The organism is Paludibacterium sp. B53371, from assembly GCF_018802765.1.
Taxonomy (GTDB): Bacteria; Pseudomonadota; Gammaproteobacteria; order Burkholderiales; family Chromobacteriaceae; genus Paludibacterium.
In genome coordinates this window covers 3,260,011-3,278,670 of sequence record NZ_CP069163.1, presented here as the reverse complement: position 1 = coordinate 3,278,670, position 18,660 = coordinate 3,260,011, and the positions used below count along the sequence as shown (strand labels likewise).

16 protein-coding genes and 1 pseudogene are annotated in these 18,660 nt (G+C 60.8%); 6 read left to right on the top strand and 11 right to left on the bottom strand.

Annotation, left to right across the window (positions count from 1 at the left end):
- Positions 1-214: 214 nt before the first annotated feature.
- The 6 genes from JNO51_RS15635 to JNO51_RS15610 all read left to right on the top strand — a co-directional run bounded on the left by JNO51_RS15635 (position 215) and on the right by JNO51_RS15610 (position 7,392).
- Positions 215-1,507, top strand: a complete 1,293-nt coding sequence (locus JNO51_RS15635; RefSeq protein ID WP_252346115.1) for a pyridoxal-phosphate dependent enzyme — start codon at positions 215-217, stop codon at positions 1,505-1,507.
- Positions 1,508-1,704: 197 nt separating this feature from the next.
- Positions 1,705-2,859: a hypothetical protein gene (locus tag JNO51_RS15630; protein ID WP_215779126.1), complete on the top strand. Its 1,155-nt coding sequence runs from the start codon at positions 1,705-1,707 to the stop codon at positions 2,857-2,859.
- A 720-nt stretch (positions 2,860-3,579) separates the two neighbouring features.
- Positions 3,580-4,818 carry a hypothetical protein gene (locus JNO51_RS15625; protein WP_215779122.1) on the top strand — a complete coding sequence of 413 codons (1,239 nt, stop codon included), beginning with the start codon at positions 3,580-3,582 and terminating at the stop codon, positions 4,816-4,818.
- 264 nt (positions 4,819-5,082) lie between these two features.
- Positions 5,083-5,988 (top strand): Rpn family recombination-promoting nuclease/putative transposase, encoded by a 906-nt coding sequence (locus JNO51_RS15620; RefSeq protein WP_215779119.1) that lies wholly within the window; start codon positions 5,083-5,085, stop codon positions 5,986-5,988.
- A gap of 430 nt (positions 5,989-6,418) precedes the next feature.
- On the top strand, positions 6,419-6,682 hold the full coding sequence (locus JNO51_RS15615) for a hypothetical protein (RefSeq protein WP_215779117.1): 264 nt from the start codon (positions 6,419-6,421) through the stop codon (positions 6,680-6,682).
- Positions 6,683-6,804: 122 nt separating this feature from the next.
- Positions 6,805-7,392 carry a DUF429 domain-containing protein gene (locus JNO51_RS15610; RefSeq protein ID WP_215779113.1) on the top strand — a complete coding sequence of 196 codons (588 nt, stop codon included), beginning with the start codon at positions 6,805-6,807 and terminating at the stop codon, positions 7,390-7,392.
- 36 nt (positions 7,393-7,428) lie between these two features.
- Here JNO51_RS15610 and JNO51_RS15605 read toward each other — a convergent pair whose 3' ends face one another.
- The 11 genes and pseudogenes from JNO51_RS15605 to JNO51_RS15555 all read right to left on the bottom strand — a co-directional run bounded on the left by JNO51_RS15605 (position 7,429) and on the right by JNO51_RS15555 (position 18,655).
- Positions 7,429-8,076 carry a GIY-YIG nuclease family protein gene (locus JNO51_RS15605; RefSeq protein WP_215779110.1) on the bottom strand — a complete coding sequence of 216 codons (648 nt, stop codon included), beginning with the start codon at positions 8,074-8,076 and terminating at the stop codon, positions 7,429-7,431.
- A 74-nt stretch (positions 8,077-8,150) separates the two neighbouring features.
- Positions 8,151-9,086: an HNH endonuclease gene (locus JNO51_RS15600; RefSeq protein WP_215779107.1), complete on the bottom strand. Its 936-nt coding sequence runs from the start codon at positions 9,084-9,086 to the stop codon at positions 8,151-8,153.
- 146 nt (positions 9,087-9,232) lie between these two features.
- Positions 9,233-9,487 (bottom strand): annotated as a pseudogene (locus JNO51_RS15595) (integrase core domain-containing protein); the annotation flags it as partial.
- A gap of 86 nt (positions 9,488-9,573) precedes the next feature.
- Complete coding sequence (locus tag JNO51_RS15590) at positions 9,574-9,801, bottom strand: hypothetical protein (RefSeq protein ID WP_215779105.1); 228 nt, start codon at positions 9,799-9,801, stop codon at positions 9,574-9,576.
- 167 nt (positions 9,802-9,968) lie between these two features.
- Positions 9,969-10,469 carry a YMGG-like glycine zipper-containing protein gene (locus JNO51_RS15585; RefSeq protein ID WP_215779103.1) on the bottom strand — a complete coding sequence of 167 codons (501 nt, stop codon included), beginning with the start codon at positions 10,467-10,469 and terminating at the stop codon, positions 9,969-9,971.
- Positions 10,466-10,867 (bottom strand): hypothetical protein, encoded by a 402-nt coding sequence (locus JNO51_RS15580; protein WP_215779100.1) that lies wholly within the window; start codon positions 10,865-10,867, stop codon positions 10,466-10,468. Before JNO51_RS15580 ends, JNO51_RS15585 begins: the two co-directional genes overlap by 4 nt.
- Positions 10,868-11,056: 189 nt before the next feature.
- Entirely contained in the window at positions 11,057-11,260 is a 204-nt protein-coding gene (locus JNO51_RS15575; RefSeq protein WP_215779097.1) for a hypothetical protein, read from the bottom strand.
- 87 nt (positions 11,261-11,347) lie between these two features.
- Positions 11,348-13,135, bottom strand: a complete 1,788-nt coding sequence (locus JNO51_RS15570) for a methyl-accepting chemotaxis protein (RefSeq protein ID WP_252346114.1) — start codon at positions 13,133-13,135, stop codon at positions 11,348-11,350.
- 152 nt (positions 13,136-13,287) lie between these two features.
- Positions 13,288-14,469 carry a response regulator gene (locus tag JNO51_RS15565; RefSeq protein ID WP_215779091.1) on the bottom strand — a complete coding sequence of 394 codons (1,182 nt, stop codon included), beginning with the start codon at positions 14,467-14,469 and terminating at the stop codon, positions 13,288-13,290.
- Positions 14,470-14,740: 271 nt separating this feature from the next.
- Positions 14,741-16,354: a methyl-accepting chemotaxis protein gene (locus JNO51_RS15560; protein ID WP_215779089.1), complete on the bottom strand. Its 1,614-nt coding sequence runs from the start codon at positions 16,352-16,354 to the stop codon at positions 14,741-14,743.
- 117 nt (positions 16,355-16,471) lie between these two features.
- Entirely contained in the window at positions 16,472-18,655 is a 2,184-nt protein-coding gene (locus JNO51_RS15555; protein WP_215779086.1) for a methyl-accepting chemotaxis protein, read from the bottom strand.
- Positions 18,656-18,660 lie beyond the last annotated feature (5 nt).

The window sequence follows — 18,660 nt, the reverse complement described above, 5'->3', positions numbered from 1 at the left end:
GCGCAATTGAAGATTGCGCCCTACGGATTGCCCGTGCCGCCGCCAACGGCACATCCGCCAACGGTGCATTCACGTAGGGTGCATTCACGTAGGGTGCATTCGCCGGAGGCAATGCACCGAAGCAATGCACCGAAGCAATGCACCGAAGCAATGCACCGAAGCAATACCGGATGACGGCGCAATTGAAGATTGCGCCCTACAAGGAAGGACCGACATGCCGGCAACCGATATCCAGCGCTATCCCAGCGAGCGGCCGTTCCCCTTTGCCCGTGCCGTGGCAGCGGGGGATTTTCTGTTTCTCTCCGGCCAGGTCGCCATGAGCGCCAGCGGCGAACCCCTGCCGGGCGACGTGGCCAGCCAGACCCACCACATCATGCAAGCCATCCAGCGCACCCTGCAGCATTGCGGGACCGACCTGGATGCCGTGGTCAAAGTCAGCGTCTGGCTCTCCGACATGCAACACTTCGCTGCCTTCAACCAGGCCTACCGCCACTACTTTCCCCGCGGATTGCCGGCCAGATCCGTCGTCAGCAGCCGACTGGCCTTCGACCTGGATGTCGAAATCGAAGTCCAGGCCTACCACCCCGCACCACGGAGCACCCCCATGCCGCTGCACATCGCCACCCCGCACTACGCATCACGCCCCTTGAGCGAAGCCGCCGGACGCACGGTCTGGCTCAAACTCGAAGCCCTGCAACCCCCGGGCTCGTTCAAACTGCGCGGCATCGGCCACGCCTGCCAAACCTACCGTGCCCGTGGTGCACAACGCTTTATCTCCTCCTCCGGCGGCAATGCCGGCCTGGCTGTCGCCTATGCCGGACGGCAACTGGGCGTCCCCGTCACCGTCGTGGTACCGCAAACCACCAGCGAACGCGCCAAACAACTACTGCGCCAGGAAAACGCCCAAGTCATCGTGCATGGCGCCTCTTGGCAAGAAGCCAACGAACACGCCCAATCCCTGCTCGGCGAACACGACGCCTTCCTGCACCCCTTCGACGACCCGCTGCTGTGGCAAGGCCATGCCACGATGATCGATGAAGTCGCACAAAGCGGCCTGCGCCCCGATGCCATCGTGCTGTCGGTTGGCGGTGGCGGACTCCTGTGTGGCGTCATCGAAGGCCTGCAGCGCAACGGCTGGCAGGACATCCCCGTACTGGCCGTCGAAACCGAAGGCACCGCCAGCTTGCATGCCGCCCTCCAGGCCGGCGAACACATCGCCCTGGAACAAATCAGCGGCATCGCCACCTCACTGGGCGCCAAACGCGTCTGCGACCGGGCCTGGCAATACACCCAAACCCACCCCATCCAGAGCCTGGTCGTCAGCGATGACAGCGCCCTCAGCGCTTGCCGGCAATTCCTCGACGACCACCGCCTGCTGGTCGAACCCGCCTGCGGCGCCAGCCTCGCCGTCGCCTACCAAAACCACCCGGCCCTGCAACCCTACCAACACCTGCTGATCATCGTCTGCGGCGGCGCCACCGCCAGCATCGAACAAATCCGCCAATAGGCAAAACAACGGGGTCAGGTCTTGTATTTTGCGTCTTGATGCAAAATACAAGACCTGACCCCGTTCTGAGCGACCATCCCGCCCTTATTTTCGACAGCCTTCCGCGGTCTGTGTGACAATCAGTTAAGGCTAATGTATTTCATTAACCCAGCCTGCAAGCCTTCCCTCATTGCCACCTTGCGCTGAAGAAAACGACCATGCAAAAACTACTGCATCGCTTGACCAAACCGCTGATTGGCCTGCTCGGACTGTTGATGCTGAGCGGCGGCGCCCAGGCCGACGCCACCCTGACGGCCGACCTGCTGCGTACCTTTGCCCGCTGTGACAGCAGCTTCTTTACCCAACTGGCCAACACCCCGGATCTGGCCAGCCTGGGGCCGCTCGACACCCAGCCGGGCTTCGCCAACTTCAAAGTCGCCAACCCCAAGGCACTGGAAGACAAAAGCAACCAGCTGGCATTCTCCCGACCGATCCAGATCAATGGCCTGACCATCCAGTCCTACTATGACCACTACAACAATCTGGGCTGGGATGGCCGCTACTGGACCTGGGGCTTCGTCCTCAAAGGCTCGCAACAAGACATCCTCAAGGCCCTGCCGGCAGAGATCCGTGCCATGCTGCATCGGGACAAAGGCGGTGACTGGGTGCGTGCCGAGCGCATCAAACTCGACGACACCCCGCGCGCCTGGCAGCCGATCAACGACGAGGCCTCCGGCACCGTCCCCGCACATGGTACCGCCGAGCGAGTGCTGAGCCTGGGACCTATTTCCGATAACTCGTCCGATGTGGCCTTGCTCTGCTCTCTGCAAGGCTTTCCGGATCAAGCATTGCTGCAAGCCATCCGACCGGATGGCGCGAAATGGCTGTTTGACCCCGCCTACCAGGAAAAGAAAAAACAGCTGGTCAGCGAGTTTCTTGATACCTACGAGCCATTTTCCAGCGAAGTCTTCAATAAGTCCGAGCAGGCCCTGCGCGATGAGGCCCATGCCTTCATCGAGAAACAAAAAGCCGCCTATGCCGCGGCGCATGTAGAACGCCCGGCCGCATTCTGGACCGAATACGAAGCGGCAGAGCTCCAGCTGAGCCGGGAGATGAGCCCGCCCACCAGAGCCAGCGCGCTGGTCAAGATCCTGATCGGCGCCTACATGATGCATTATGGCGACCTCGAGGATCTGCAAGCCGTGGTCCAGGCCGAAGAACCCAGGTGGACGCGGCTGATCATGAACGGCATTGTGAGCCAGGATGCCTACTTCGGTACCAAGTCCAGCGGCTATGTGGCTGTCTATGAGCGCCGGCAGGATGAACTGATGAAGCCGCTGGCCGAACGCTACGGCAAGATGCTGGCGCCATGACCGGCCAGGCCTCCACGTAAGGTGCATTCGCTACGTAGGATGCATTCGCCAAAGGCAATGCATCAATGCAATGCATCAATGCAATGATGTGAACGGCGCACTTGAAGCGTGCACCCTACGTAGGATGCATTCGCCGAATGGCAATGCATCAATGCAATGCATCAATGCAATGATGTGAACGGCGCACTTGAAGCGTGCACCCTACGTAGGATGCATTCGCCGAAGGCAATGCATCAATGCAATGCACCAATGCAATGCACCACACGATGAAGACGGCGCAGGGCCGCCTCCACGTAGGCATTCGTCGACTTCCTGCTTACCCAACTGCGCCAACCTGATCCCCTGCGCTGAGCAAGACACCTCGCGCAGAGGGGCAAGTCAATCCCGTTCCGCTTCAAATGGCGGACGCAGAATGCGTCTCTCCAACCTTCTGGCCTGCCCGAATGATGTGCCCATCCCCAGCCCGGCGCATGGCATGAACAAGGCTGAGGATTTTTAATGGTCTGGCGAAACAGCTATCAGAAAAAACTTGTATTACCTGTGAATATTACGTATAGCAAGTTCATATAACGAACAGAAACCGTTGATTTTCTTAAAGCAGATCAAAAACTTAACGCCAGGAGAAATTCCATGCAAATGGCTTCACTTTGGATGCGTGCAGTATTGATCACCGTGCTGACACTCGGTACCTCAGTTTGCCCCGTCTGGGCAAAAGACACCGTGAGTCCGGCCATCGCCTTCGGCGCTTCCGCGGCAGTCAGCCCGATTCTGGATGACATCAAGGCCAAATTGCAGACCATCATCTCCGAAGCCCAATCGGCTGGCACCGCCGTGAGCTTTCGCGTGGCATCCGACGCCCAGTTACTACTGCAGAATCTCAATAACATGGCCAGCGAGCTGGAAGGCAAAACCTTCAAAGATCTGAACCAGACACAGACCAATGCCATTGCCAACCTGTCGGCGGCGACCTCCGCGGCACAGCGAGAACTGGCGCAGAACCTCGACAAACTGGACATGGCCATTAAAGATGCCGGTGCTGAACTGTCGCGCGTGCCCGGGGTCTCCAAACGCCCGTTCCTCTTCCATGTCCGTCCCGCCTACATCCTCAAGGGCAGCGGCAGTTTCGAACTGGAACTCGCCGGATCGCTGCTCAACAGCAGCGAAGCCAGTCTCACCTTTGACAAAGTCAGCTGCCAACTGCGCAGCGGCACAGAAATGAACGCGCACTTCTCCTGCCCGTCCGACGTGTTCAAAGCCGCCAGTGATGGCTGGGCGCAGGGCCAACTGACACTGATCAAGCGCAACCTGGCCCTCTTCAAAAAGCGCTACACCTATCAAGTCGCGGTCCGTGCCATCGACCCGGTACTCGGGCACTACTCCCTGTCCGTGACACGACAGATCGACAGCACCAACATCGTCGCCAGAACCGCCACCAACAGCCATCAGAATGGGCATTGCGAGGGTGATCGTGCGGTGAGATGGACCTATTCACCCGGGGCGGGGTGCCAGGTGGATGTCAGCTCCGTGCTGGTTCAGGAAGGCCACTCCAGCCAGTCCAGCTATGGCGGAGTCGACAACCTGTCCGCGACCGGATTCCAGGTTTACGGCACCGTGCGCAACAATGGCCACTGCGTCGGATTCATTAAAGACGGCAGAGGGAGTCTGGGCGTGACGGTGAACTGGAAGGATTTGTGCCCGGTGCATACCGAGGTGGACGATCCGGCGGCACAGGGCGAGATTCTCTGGGCCGACCAGCACGTCTTCACCTTGCCGGCCAATACCAGCAAATTCACCCTGAAGCTGACCCAGGCCAATGGCGCAGAACGCATCGTGACCAACACCATCGATGCCGGCTGGTATACCGCCCACTATGATCCGGTGACCAGGATCCTGGTGATCAGACCGAGAGCGCTGGATGAGGCACTCAGTGGCGAGAGCCTGAACGCCGCGCCACATTAACCCCCGACAACCCATCCGCAAATGCAGGGGACGCCGTGGACGACGGTACCCCCTGCAGCCTGCGGCATCATTCGGCGTGGAGCGGGGAGGGCAAACGGGACACCTGTGCGGGATGTCCTGTCATGATCAGTACCCTGTCACCGCAAAGCCCTGCCCCCGGTTTCCACCGCACTGGACCCGCGTCACCCACCACGCCAGCTTCCCAAACCCGCTGCACCGCCCTTAGCGTTGTCGGTTTCAGTCATCACACAGGGACGCGACGGCATGACCTCTCCCACGCCGCACGACTTGTTGTTCAAACAGTTTCTGCACGACCCGGACACCGCCCGCGACTTTCTGCGCTTTCATCTGCCGCCCAACCTGCAGCGGCTGTGCGATCTCGACAGCCTGCGGCTCGCCCCCGGCAGCTTCGTCGAGCCAGGCCTGCGCAGCCATTGCTGTGACGTGCTCTATGCCCTGCAGACCGCCGGGCAGGCAGGCTATGTCTACGCGCTGATCGAACACCAGTCGACGCCTGACCGCTGGATGGCGTTTCGCCTGATGCGGTACAGCCTGGCCGCCATGCAGCAGCATCTGGAGCAACGACCACGCCATTTGCCGCTGGTCATCCCCATGTTGTTCTACCACGGTCGCCGCAGCCCCTATCCCTTCAGTACCCGATGGCTTGACCTGTTTGCGGAACCTGAGACCGCCACCGCACTCTATCAACAACCGTTTCCGTTGATCGATGTCACCGTCATCGACGACGACACCATCCTCCGGCACCGCCGCATGGCGCTGCTGGAGCTGGTGCAGAAACACAGCCGCCAGCGCGACAAGCTGATGCTGGTCAGACAGCTCGGGCAGTTGCTCAGGCAGGGGTGGCATACCCACGATCAGCTGCAGGCGTTGTTGAAATACCTGCTGAGTCTGAGCAAGGGTGGGCTGGCGAAAGACATTGTGCAAACCCTGGTGCAGGAAGCACCTCAACAGGAGAGAGACATCATGACGGCTGCAGATGAATTGAGACTGGAAGGGATGGAGCTGGGGATGCAGCAAGGGATGGAGAAGGGTCGGAACGAAACCCGTCTGGAGATGGCACTGGCCATGCTGAAAGACGGGTTAGACCTGGCAACCGTATTGCGTTACAGCGGGCTGAGCCCACAGGATTTGCAACCCCACCTGCAATAAACCCGGTTGGAAATGACATCGGCGCATTGCATCGGCGCATTGCATTGGCGCATTGCATTGGCGCATTGCATTGGCGCATTGCATCGGCGCATTGCATCGGCGCATTGCATTGGCGCATTGCCTTCGGCGAATGCACCCTACGCGAATGCACCCTACGCGAATGTGTCCTACGTGGACGTGTACTACGTGGACGTGTCCTACGGTAGGGCGCAATCTTGAATTGCGCCGTCCACCACGTGCTGCCCACATCGCGCCGCCCCTTGTTGTCCCGCAAGACACGCCATGCTGTCTGACCGCGCAAACTTGCCGATCTGTCATCGCTTTCGCTAGGGTATGTGACGCGGCACGTGTGCCGTGAAAAGGCGCGGGCCCTGGGGTGGTGGAACACCCCCGAGCCCGCTAACCAAACCAACTCGGAATAGGAGTCAGTATGGCTGCCAAGCATGGTAATTCACCCCTGTCCCACTTCACAAATCGCCGTTCTCATCCGTCGTCGTTCATGCCGCTGTTTGAGCTGGTTTCCGAGCTGTGCCCACCACGTGAAGCGCTGTCCCAGCCGGGCATGTGCCGCCTGATCGTCGATGGCCGGCTCGACTGGTCCCTGGCCAGGGTCAATGGCCAGAGCTGGCTGTATCTGCCGCAGGCGGTGCCGATGCGGCAATTGGCGGGTTGCACGGTGTTGTTGGCGGAGTAGGGCATTCAACTGGAGGCCGGGGGGTGTTAAGCCCCCCGGGGGGATGGGGAAAGTCCTGGTCTGGTCAGGCAGATTTGGATTAGCCTAATCGGCTTATTTCACCTAAAGTGTGGAGCACCACGATGTTTCTCGGTTTTGATCCGGGCGGGGCGGGGAAATTCGGCTGGGCTTGTTTGTCTGTGAGCGAGTCGGGCTCATTGGTTGATATTAAAACTGGCGTTTCATCCAGTGCTCAGAGCGCACTCAAGGGAGCGGTTGGTGGCTCAGAGATGGTCCCTGTCGGGGTTGGTATTGATGCGCCCTTATACTGGGTGACCGAAGGGGATCGCCGTGCCGATGCGCAGATCCGCCAGCGCGTTTGTGCCACCGGAGGACAGTCTGGCACGGTCGCCCACGTAAATTCTTTGCGTGGGGCGTGTTTGGTTCAAGGCGTGATGGTTGCCAAGCAAATCGCCATGCAGTGGCCCCGCACCCTGATCACCGAAGCTCATCCTAAAGCGCTTCTGCAGCTTTATCCCGCGGCCAAATTATTTCTGGATCGCCACTTTAATGCCCCTGCGTCAGAGCATGAGCGCGATGCGGTGCTTGCGGCATTTGCTGCGTGGTGTGCCGCCAACGCTCAGAGCGGTTGGCGCAATTTGTTATCGGAGGAAACCTCACAGGTGTTTGTCCCTGGGGGGCATGATGTGGGGTATTGGTTTCCTTGTTAGGGGGGCGTAGGCGATGGTGTGGTGGGTGATGCGTTATCAGCCTTCTACAGGTTGTTGTTCAAACTGGAGGGACTCCAATCGAATCCGACGCTCATCGAGTAGCTCATCTTCAAACATCCAGTAGTCCGAGCCACTCACCGAGGTTGATTTATACCCCATCTGTTGCAGTGCCTTTAGCGCCGCGGCCGAAAGGCTCATGACCTCACCTTGGAAGATGATTTTGTTGTCCTCCGCCACCGTTGCGGTGATGGTTTCATCCCGGGATAACACCAGAACATCGCCAACCTTAATGCCCAGGGCCGCTAGGTTGATGCGAGAGCGACGTTGCTCCTTGGCCTTTTCCATGGCTTTCACTTCCACCGGATCAATATCGGCTTTACCGGGGGTGATTTCCGTGAAGTTGCCGATGCTTAGTGCCAGAACGACCTTTTCTGGTTCAAGCTTGAAGAATTCGCGTTTGGGGTTAACCCGGTGCTCTGAGAATAACTGATGCAGTGTTTTTTCGATTTTCTCTAGCTTGATGTCATCCGGTATCTCTGCTGCAAAATGGCACTCAAAGGGCAGCGGAATGCCGGTGTGGCTGCTGAGATTGGCAATACGCGATTCGACGCTGTCGGTGGTTAGACCAATCTTGACTAAGCCTGGCATGGCTTCATTGGTCAGGACGTAGATGATTTTAGGCATATGAATGAGTTAGTTATTCACCAAGAGAACGTAAAGACCCTTGGCCTTTTCTAGTCTGTCTTAACGACAAATTACTAAGGCTGTTTAAACACGAAAGATCGGTGATAGTTGAGAAAGACCGCTTGTTGCGGACTAAATTTCCCAACGTTGACCGTCTCCGAAAGGCCCCACTGTGCCAGCACACGACGTTCCAGCCGTGGCGAGATCAGTAAATCCCCCTCATCGGTGAAAGAGATAAAACCCTTATCGAACAGGTGGTCGATGTGCGGTGCCAGCAGCAGCCCATTGCAGCCACTGAGCTTCTCTTCATCCGTACTGTCTTTCCAAGGTTTGATATGGCTGGCACGTAAATGCTGAAGATCCGTCACGCCGGTCATTCGGCAGCCCTTCTCATTGAGCCGCACATTGTTTTTGAATATCCCTTGCCCACGACGCGACTTAATCAGCTGCGTCTTGGCGGTTGCCCCGATGTCCGTCCGCCCGTGGATGGCTTCTTCTGCTTGATCTTCCAGCTGTTCCGTCTCGTCTGTGGCTGGTTGTATCGCCGCAAGCGTCATTGAAAAATCGGTACCAATCAGATCAATCAGTGCTGCCGCCAAAGGCTCGGGCACCGTGGTGAGGTAGACCGCCTGCAAGCCATTGCCATTCGCTTGCAACGGCGCATATTTGGCCGGCAGTAGAGGCGCCAGTAGCTGCATATGGTCTTTGGGACGAATCGGGGACGGTAAAGGCTTGAAGGCCACCGGCACCAGCCAGCCTTCTTCTGACCAACTGCTACCTGCCTTGCCGAAGGCCGGCTTGGGTGCAGTCTCGGCACGACCTTGGGCGATCCCGATGGCTTTGATTCTGGTATCGCAGAAGGAGAAGATCACGTCCCCCTCGTGCACGTCCTGCATGTAGTCGTAATACTGATTCCGGACGCCATTCGTTTTGACTTTGGGCGACCACAAGAACCCGCCAGAGACTTCGTGCTGATATGTTTGGTTTTGGTTGACCCACCAATAGCGCATAGCTTGCCTGTGTGGTTAACAGTTACCTGCGCGATTATCATAATGCAAATAGATGTTTTATTGGTTTTGATTTGTGGGGGCGTGGGGCTTGGGTTGGGGAGCGTTTTCGTGGATTTGCCCCCGTATAACAGGACACTGACCAACGCTTAAGTCGATGAAACCGCCAGGCGTCGAAACTCTCGCGGAGATCGGTATTTCAACGCGCTATGCGGGTGAAACTCGTTGTAGTGCTCAATGGCAATCGCCAGATTCCGGTAAGCCGTTTGAGCGTCCGGTTTCGGCATATGGCCGACGTAGTCCCGCTTCAACGTCTAGACCATGCTTGCTGCCATGCCCTTACTCTGCGGGCTACAAAACGGCGTGGTCAACGGATTGAGGCCGATTTCGCGCGCCATGCGACGCTGGATCCGGTTGCAGCGCCGTTTGTCTTGCTTTTCGCTCTCGGCACCGCCGTTGCCAAAGATGGGTGTTTTGCGCCGCGAGCGGCTCATGGACCGTCATCCTTTTGGATTTCAAAGCTGTCCAGTTGTCGCCGCTCTTGCATGGTACGACCGTGGTGGCGGCGGGCGTGACCACACATCCAGCAACTGCATGGCTTGGGGGTGGCTGCGGCCAGGCCGATTTGCTGCGGGCTCATGTCGTGCTGCCACCAGTGGCGGCGCTGTTGTTTGATGGTCGCCATTTTGGCCCGGCGATAGGCGATGCCTCGGGACATGGGGTACCCGCTATCAGTGACGATTGATTTCGGCAGACTAACAGAAGGGTGCGACAGGAGGTGTCGCAAGTAGTGACCGATCGAAGGGCGAGCTAACAGAAGGGGGTCAGGTCTTTCATTTTGCACGCAGCGCAAAACGAAAGACCTGCCCCCCTTTCAGCCCCCCCTCACCACCCCGGCGGCGGTGGCGGGGTCATCGCCCGCGGCGGCTGGCTGTGCTGGGCACTTTCAAAGTGGCCGTAAATCGGCACTTTCTCGCCCTTGGCATACATGCACTGGGTATAAGCCTGGTCGTAGCGGTGCTGGGTGACGTGGCCGGACTGGTCGCCGGCGCCGCTGCCGGCCAGGGTACCGCCCAGCAGGCCGATGCCGGCACCGACCCCGGCGCCCTGGTGGTTGCCGCCGATCAGTGCCCCGGCGGCCGCGCCAATCAGCGTGCCGACGGCGGCGCTGGTCAGGGCGCTGTCGGTGGCGTTTTGCTGCGCCTGGCTGCCGTGGTTCTGGTATTGCGCGTACTGGCGGCAGTTCAGGTCGTCGGCCTGGAACTGGTCAAAGGTTTTGCCCTGGCCGGGCAGGGCCATGACCGAGGGGCCTTCCGGGTAGGTGGCGCAGGCGCTCAGGCTCAGTGCCAGCGGGATCAGGGCGAGGGTGATGAGGGCGGTTTTCATGGGGTGCCGACTCCTTGCGGCGGGGTAGCGGGGACGGTTTGCCAGGGCACGGTGCAGCGCGGCACATAGGGGTAGTAGCCCCTGGGCTTGGCGCAGTAGTACCAGCTGGGCGTGGCGGGCTGGGTATTGGCCACCGGCTGTTGCTGCACATAGGCCGGTGGGGCCACCGGCACCACCACGGTGGGCGGTGGGTAGTAGTACACCGGCGGCGCGACATAGACCGGCGGGGCAACGTAGACCGGGTGGTGCCAGTAGTGGTAGCGGGGGTAGTAGCCCAGGCCGATGCCGATGTCGACATGGGCGGCCAGCGCCGGGCCGGTCAGCAGCAGGCTCAGCAGGGCCAGGCAGGGGCGGGCAAAGCGTGTCATGGTGTCACCTCGCTCATCAGTCAGATTCATCTGATGGCTTTATGACGCAAAGTCATTGCCCGCTTGTGTGCGATGGCGGCAAAGCGTGTGGCAATGTGTATGACAGCCGTGTTGGCAAAACACGGCCATCAATGGTGACAACAGTCATACGAACGGGGTCAGGTCTTGTATTTTGCATCAGGACGCAAAATACAAGACCTGACCCCGTGTTTGTGGGGCTTAGTCGGGCTGTGAGGCCAGGCGGTGGCGGTAGCCCTGCATGACCGACAGGGTGGATTCGTGCCAGTGCAGGCCTTTGGCGATGAGTTCTGCCCCGGGTGGGGTCAGGGCGGCGATGATATGCGCGGGCGGGTCTTCGTGCGGGGCGAGGTGGCCATCGCAGATGCGGAAGTACCAGGCTTTGGCTTCGTCAGTCAGGGTCATGGGCGCTTCTCCGGCGGGGTTTCTGCCAGATATAGCCAGCCTGGGCGGTGCTTGCAACCCGTCTGTCAGCAGGGTTATCTGCGTCGGCTAGTTCAGGAGTTTCACCGGGTCAAAGCCAATACGCATGCCGCCCCAGTGGCGCTGGCCGACGCTGACCGGCAGGACGATTTCCGAGACCACTTCGCCGGTGTCGCGGCAGAAGGTTTGCAGCAGGAAGGGGGCGGTGTTGCGTGCCGCCTTGAGGCTGACCGGGTCGTCGTAGCGGCGTTTGTCGCGGCTGTATTTCAGGTCGTGTTCCAGGTTGCCGGTTTGTGGCTGGCAGGCGTCGCTCATATAGGTGGGGGCGTAGCCGTTTTGGTCGAGCAGGCCGCAGTAGATGACGGCCGGGGTGTCGCGTACGCAGGCGTCGTAGCTGGCGCGCAGGGTCTGTTCCACGTGCTGGTCGTAGGCGGTGTGGAATTTGGCCGGCTGGCTGCCGGGGATGGGGCGGTATTGCTGGTCGAAGACCTGGATGCCCTGGGCCAGGCACTGGTTCAGGTAGGTTTGGACCTCGTCGCGGGCTTTTTTGGCGCGGTTGACCATGTCGTCGAAGGGGCCTTCGCCCACCACAAAGCGCGAGACCAGTTCCTGTACCGATTCGGTGTCGCTGGCCAGCGAGCTGGCGACTTGTTCGGTCTCGACCAGGCGTTCGCGGACTTCTTGTCCCAGGCTGTGGATGCGCGCGACTTCACCGTTGATCTGGCGGTTGGCGCCGGCCAGCTGGTCGAGGGTTTGTACCATATTGTCCAGGCTGTCGGCGGTTTGCTGGAAGTCGCCGATCATGTGCGAGAACTGTTGCGAGGCGCGGCCGACCACCTCGCGGGCTTCGACGGTGCCGTGGCGGATGTCGTCGGTCTCGACTTCGGTGTTGGCGACCAGTTGCAGCATGTTGTCGATGTTGCCGGAGATTTCGTTGGAGGCGGATTTGACGCGTTCGGCCAGTTTGCGCACTTCGTCGGCCACCACGGCAAAGCCGCGGCCTTGTTCGCCGGCGCGCGCGGCTTCGATGGCGGCGTTGAGCGCCAGCAGGTTGGTCTGGTCGGAGATGTCTTTGATCAGGTCAACGATGGATTTGATGCTGGCGGAGCGGGTGCTCAGGTCTTCGACGGTGAGGTGGAAGTGGCTGACCTGTTCGCTGATGTGACTGATGCGTGCCGAGACCTGGTTGAGTTCGTCGAAGGAGGCTCTGGCCAGTTGCAGGTTGGACTGGGTGGTGCTGGAGATGCCGTGGGCGTGCTGGCTCAGGTCGTCAATGCCCTGGGTGGAGCTGTCGCTGATCTGGTGGACCTGGGTGGCACTTTGCTCCTGCTGGTGGGCCAGTCGGGTGGTGGTTTGGACGTTGCGCCCGGTGCGGGCGGTGTCGACGGCCAGGCGGATGCTCATCAGCCGTACCTGGCTGATGATTTCGCGCATTTTGGTGACGAAGCGGTTGTAGGACTCGGAGAGCTGGCGGATTTCGTCGTGGGTGATGGCCGGGATGTCTTGCGACAGGTCGCCCTGGCCGGCGCCGATGTCGTCGAAGATGCGGATGATCATGCGCAGTGGCCGCACGATGAGGAAGCGCAGGTACCAGATCTGGAACACGATGGCGATGAGCGAGAACAGCCAGAAGCCGGCGCTCCACCACAGCAGGGTGCTGAGTGAGCCGGCCATGCTTTGTTGGGTGGCGGCGCTGGCGCTGCCGCTTTGCAGGACCTGGCGGATGCTGTCGAGTTGCAGGTAGAGGTAGATCAGCAGGCAGAGCTGCAGCAGGCTGATGAGCAGAAAACTGCCGAGTTTGCGGCCCAGGCTGTGCCAGAAGGTGCGTTCTACCCAGTCATAGAGTTGTCTGAGCATGCCCATGTTTTTCCCTGTGATGGTGTTTATTTATGTTTTATGCCAAAAACATATCACAGCTTCCTGCTGTCCCGGTAGTCCGGGGGCAGGGTTGGGCAGGGCGGCTGTGCAGCAGGTTTGACCGAGATCAGGGGTGGTGTGGCGTGCGGTGTTCAGTGTACCGGGCTGCCTTGCCGGGCGGGGGTCTCGCTGGTGTGCAGTTCGCACAGGGTGAGGGTGAAGCGCAGGTCCTGGCAGGCGTTGCGTGAGCGGGCGCTGGCGGCGAAGCGGGTGTGGAAGGCATCCATCGGGCCGTCGCTGGCCAGTTTGGCCAGGTCGTTCAGCAGGGCGTCGCGCTCCGGCATCGGGCCTTGCCGGGTGACGGTCAGGACGATCAGCCGGTCGCCGTGGTGCCAGCCGTGGTAGGTGCTGCTGTGCAGCAGCGGGTGGCTGCCACTGCCCAGGCGTTCGCTGTTGCTGGCGAGGCTGTGGCGTTGCCGGCCGTCCTGGCCGACCAGCAGTACCACGTCCATGTCGCCGTTCCACAGGGTCAGGGTGTGTTGGGCGGGCTGGATGTGGCACAGCAGGAAGCGCACCGGGCGGGTATGGCCGAAGCGTTCGATGTAGTGCTGGTTGAGTCGCTGCAGCAGTTGTTCCGGTTCGAGCTGCTGGTTGATCAGCTGGTGGAAGCCTTCGATCAGGCTGTAGGCGCAGATGGCGGTGGACAGGCCGTCTTGCTGGAAGTCGGCCAGCAGCAGGTATTCATCGCCATGCCGGGTGTGGCGCAGGCTGACGACGTCGCGGCAGAAGCGGCTCTGGCTGCAGTGGTATTGCTGCAGGCGGGAGGCCTGCTGCGGGTCGTGGGCCGACAGGCGCTGGATCAGTTCGGCGGCCAGGGTTTGTTCGGATTCGTTTTCGTCGAAGTAGTCGGCCAGCCGCTTTGAGTCGGCGTTGATCTGCGGGTAGGCGCGGATGATGCGGGCAAAGACGTTGACTTTGGCCAGCAGCAGGGCGGGCTGGATGGGTTTGACCAGAAAGTCGTCGGCGCCGGCGTGGTAGCCCTCGAGGATGATTTGCGGGCTGCGCGCCTCGCCCATCAGCAGCACCGGGATCCAGTAGCGGGTGGTGCTGTCGCGCAGGTGGCTGAGCGCGGCGATGCCGCCGATGCCCGGCATGACCAGGTCCATCAGGATCAGGTCGGGGCGGTAGCGTTTGCAGAAGGCAATGGCCTCTTCGCCTGAGTGCACGTAGTGCACGTCATGACCGGCTTGTTCCAGCAGGGTGGTCAGTGTTTCGCACTGGGCCCGGCTGTCATCCGCCAGCAGGATGAAGAGTCTGCGTTTGTTGAGGTTCAAGGGTCGGCATCCACGGGGCGCAGGGGCAGGGCCATGCGCTTCTTTCAGGCTATGCAAGGAGTGTGGCCGAGGCAAGAAATATCGGTCAATGGCTTTTATCTTGGGGTATTTGACGCTTATCAAGCGGCAGCTTCGGCCAAACGCGTAACAACGGGGTCAGGTCTTGTATTTTGCATCAGGATGCAAAATACAAGACCTGACCCCGTCGGTGCAAGACCTGACCCCGTCGGTGGAGCGACCCCGTCGGTGGACCCCGTCGGGGAGGGGTGGCTCAGACCTTGAAGGCGGCGAGGGTCTGGTTCTGGCGTTGTACCAGGGCATCCAGTTGCCGGGCGCTGTCGGCGGTCTGGCTGGCGGCGGCGCTGGATTGTTCGGCCATTTGCGCGGTTTGTTCGACGCGCATGGCGATGTTGTTGCTGGCAATGCCCTGTTGCTGAATGGCCGCCGAGATTTCGCTGATGCTGCCGGAGGCGCTGTTGACGTTCTCGCCGATATGGCCGATGGCGCTGTTGGCTTCGTCGGCGCGCGCCACGCCGGTGTCGACCAGGCCGCCGGCGGTTTCCATCTGGCTGGTGGCCTGTTTGGATTTGTCGATCATCGAGCTGATGGTGGTGGAGATGTCCAGGGTGGCGCGGGCGGTGCGTTCGGCCAGTTTGCGGACTTCGTCGGCCACCACGGCAAAGCCGCGGCCTTGTTCGCCGGCGCGTGCGGCTTCGATGGCGGCATTCAGGGCCAGCAGGTTGGTCTGGTCGGCAATGTCGCGGATGGTGCCGATGACCGAGCCGACTTGTGCGCTGTCGGCTTCCAGCTGGCGAATGCTGTCGACCGATTCTTTGACCACGCTGGAGATCTGGTGGATGTCGGTGATGGTCTGGTGGATGGTGCGCGAGCCGTTGTCGACCAGGGTGCGGGCATGTTCGGCGCCTTCGCGGGTTTCTTGTGCCTGGGCGGCGACGTGGTTGATGCTGACGGTCATTTCTTCGATGGTGGCGGCCATATTGGCGGAGGCTTCGCTCTGCGCGGTGGCGGCGGCGGAGACCTGGGTCGAGGTTTCCATCAGTTGCCGCGAGGCGGTGCCGACGTCTTTGGCGACGTCCAGCAGGGTGCGCACGCTGTTCTGCAGCTTGTCCAGCAGCTGGTTGAAGGCGCGGTTGGCCTGTCCGACTTCATCCTGGCTCTTGACCTCGGCGCGGATGCGGAAGTCGAGGGTTTCGCTGACCTGGGTCAGGTTGTGGCTGAGCTGGGCAAAACCCTGGCTGATGGCTCGGTAGATGGTGGCGGAGAGGAAGCCGACCACCAACAGGGCCAGGCCGATGCTGAGCAGGGACAGCAGGCGCGCGAGGGAGTAGGCGTCCTGGTTGTCGCTGGCCAGCCTGGCTGCGTTGTCTGTGTTGAATTTGTAGTGATCATCCAGTGCCTTGCTCATCGCTGCGGCGACCTGGCTGGCATTGTTGAGTGTGGCGACGGCCTTGTCGTGCTGGCCGGCGCGTTCGGCGTCAATGATGCTTTGCACGACGGGGCGGTAGGCGGCCATGGCGCTCTTGACGGCCTCGAGCAGCTGGCGGTCGGTATCGTTGGAAAGGTTGTTGGCCTGGTAATCGGCGATGGCATCGTCAAATTTTTTGTTGGCGGCGTCGATGGCGGCGATGTTCTTGTCTTTCTCTGCCTGGGTCGGCACCAGCAGCAGATTGCGTACGGCGACGCGGATGCTGGTCAGGGCTTCTTCGGATTTCTTGATGTCACTGAAGCTGGGAAAGGTGTTGTCCATCACATACTGTAAGCGCGACTGCGACTGGCTGAGATTCCACAGGCCGAAGCTGCCGACGGCGATCAGGGCCAGCATCGCCAGGCTCAGGGTGATGAGCAGTTTTTTGGAAATGGTCATGAGAGGTCCCCGTTGGTCTTGCGTGCGCCGATGTCGTGGTCAAATTTTGCCGACGCTGCATATGATGTATAGATGGGCGCTGGCGGAATGCCAATTGGCTGATTCACTGTTTTTTACTTACTCGTCTGCCACCTTGAACAGCGCCAGGTTGCCGCGCATCTTTTCTGCCTGTGTGCTGAGTCTGGCGGCGGAGGCGGCGCTGTCGACGGCGGTGCGGGCGGTTTGTTCGGCGCTTTCGGCAATGGTGGCCACTTCATCGGCCACTTCGTTGCTGTGGGCGGTTTGTTCGGCAATCGCCTGATCGATTTCGGCCACGACCGCCAGCACTTCGGCGGCGCTGTCGCGGATCCGTGCTACGGCATTGCCGGCATCGGCCACGTGTTCCACGCCTTGTTCCACACTGCTCACCATATCGCGCATGGCGTCGGCCACGATACGCGAGTTTTGCTGGATGTCGCTGATCACGCCATCGATTTCGTTCGTCGACTGGGCGGTGCGGTCGGCGAGTTTGCGGACTTCGTCGGCCACTACGGCAAAGCCGCGTCCGGCTTCGCCGGCGCGTGCGGCTTCGATGGCGGCATTCAGGGCCAGCAGATTGGTTTGCTGGGCCAGTTCATTGATGACGCCGACCATGCCGGAAATGGCGTCGGTTGAGCGCTGCAGTTGGGTGATGCGTTCGGCGGCGGTGCTGACCATGGCCGAGATCATGCGGATTTCGCTGACGGTCTGGTGGATCACGCTGTCGCTGGTGTCGGCGATGTCGGAGGACTGGCGGGTCAGTTCGCTGGCCTGGCGGGCGCGTTCGGCAATGGTGGCGATGTTCTGGGCGATGAGCGCCAGTTCGCTGCGCATGTGCTGCGCGGTCTGGCTGCCGTGTTCGGCCGAGGCTTGCAGCTGGGTGGCGGCGTGTTGCATCTGTTCGGCGGCGCTGGTCACGGGCTGCAGGTCGGCGGACAGGTCTTGCAGTTTGTGTTGCAGGACGTCGAACAGCTGGTTCAGGGCGCGGATGGTGCGTTCGGCCTTGCTCTGGCCGCGGGATTCGACCCGCAGGGTGAAGTCGCGTTGTTCGGCTGCCCGCAGGATGGTGCGCTCGACGGCGCGCAGGTCGAGCAGTTCCAGATAGGCGCGGTATTGGCGGTAGAAGAACAGCAGCAGGCCCAGATAGAGCAGCAGCATCAGGCCGGCAGCCTGCCACAGCCGGGTCTGATAGGCGGCGTGGATGGGCGCAAGCAGGCTGTCGAGCAGGGCGGGCGACAGGTAGTAGTAGAGTACCCAGGGGCTGTCGCTGTGGATGTTGAGCGTGCGGGTGTACAGGTGCGGGCCGGCGGTCTCGGGGTGTTTCAGCAGCTGGCCCATTTCCGGGTTGCGCCGGTCGTAGATGCGGATGTTGTAGGCGGCATTGACCAGGGCAAAGGGGGACAGTTGCTGCGGCATGCTCAGCCCGGCCTGACGGGCGGCTGCGCGGTCTTTGTCGGTGAGGATCAGGTAGGGGACGCCGACCAGGGCGGCTTCGTACAGATTGCTGCGCGAGATCACCGAGATGACGCCACTGAGGGTCTGGTCTCCGGCATGGTAGAAGGGCACGGAATACAGGAAGCCGTTGGCATCCAGCACGCTGCAGTTTTTGATTGAGTAGTACTGCTCGTTGTCGCAGGTGCGCATCAGGGGGGAGGCGAAGGCCGGAATGTCGTCCGGGGTCTTGAAGTCAAAGCGCGGGTAGTGCTGGCGGATCAGGGCGATCTGCTGCGGGAAGTAGGCGTATTCGAAATCTTCCAGTTCTTCCGGCTTGTCCGGGTCCTTGGCTTCGCTGGCGGCCTCGGCTTCTTTTTTGCTCGGGTCCATGCGCAGGGTATCGAACATGAAGAAGGGCACCTGGCCCTTCTTGTCATCCAGTCCGTTCAGTACGGCATAGACTTCCGATACATGGGTGTTGCTGGCCAGGTTGTTGAAGATCTGCTGCACGGTGTAGAAGCCATCCGCGGAGAATCGTCCCAGCTCGACGGCGTTTTTCTGGTCGCCCTGGCGGTTTTCTCCGCTGATGGCGCGCACGCTGGGCAGCAGCGAGATGGTGCGGGCGTTCTGGTACATGGCATTGAACATGCCTTCCAGCTGGGTTTGCTTGGCGGTCAGGTCGCGGTCAAGGCGCTCGGCGATGATGGCCTGTTCTTCCGTGGCGCGGCGCTCCTGGTAGTCGCGCTGCAGCAGCCAGCTCACCAGCAGGGAGAGCAGGCCGATCAGCAGGGTGGCCAGCAGGCAGCGAACGATCAGAAAGCGCCGGGGGGTGCGGGAGCGGGCGGTCATCACGG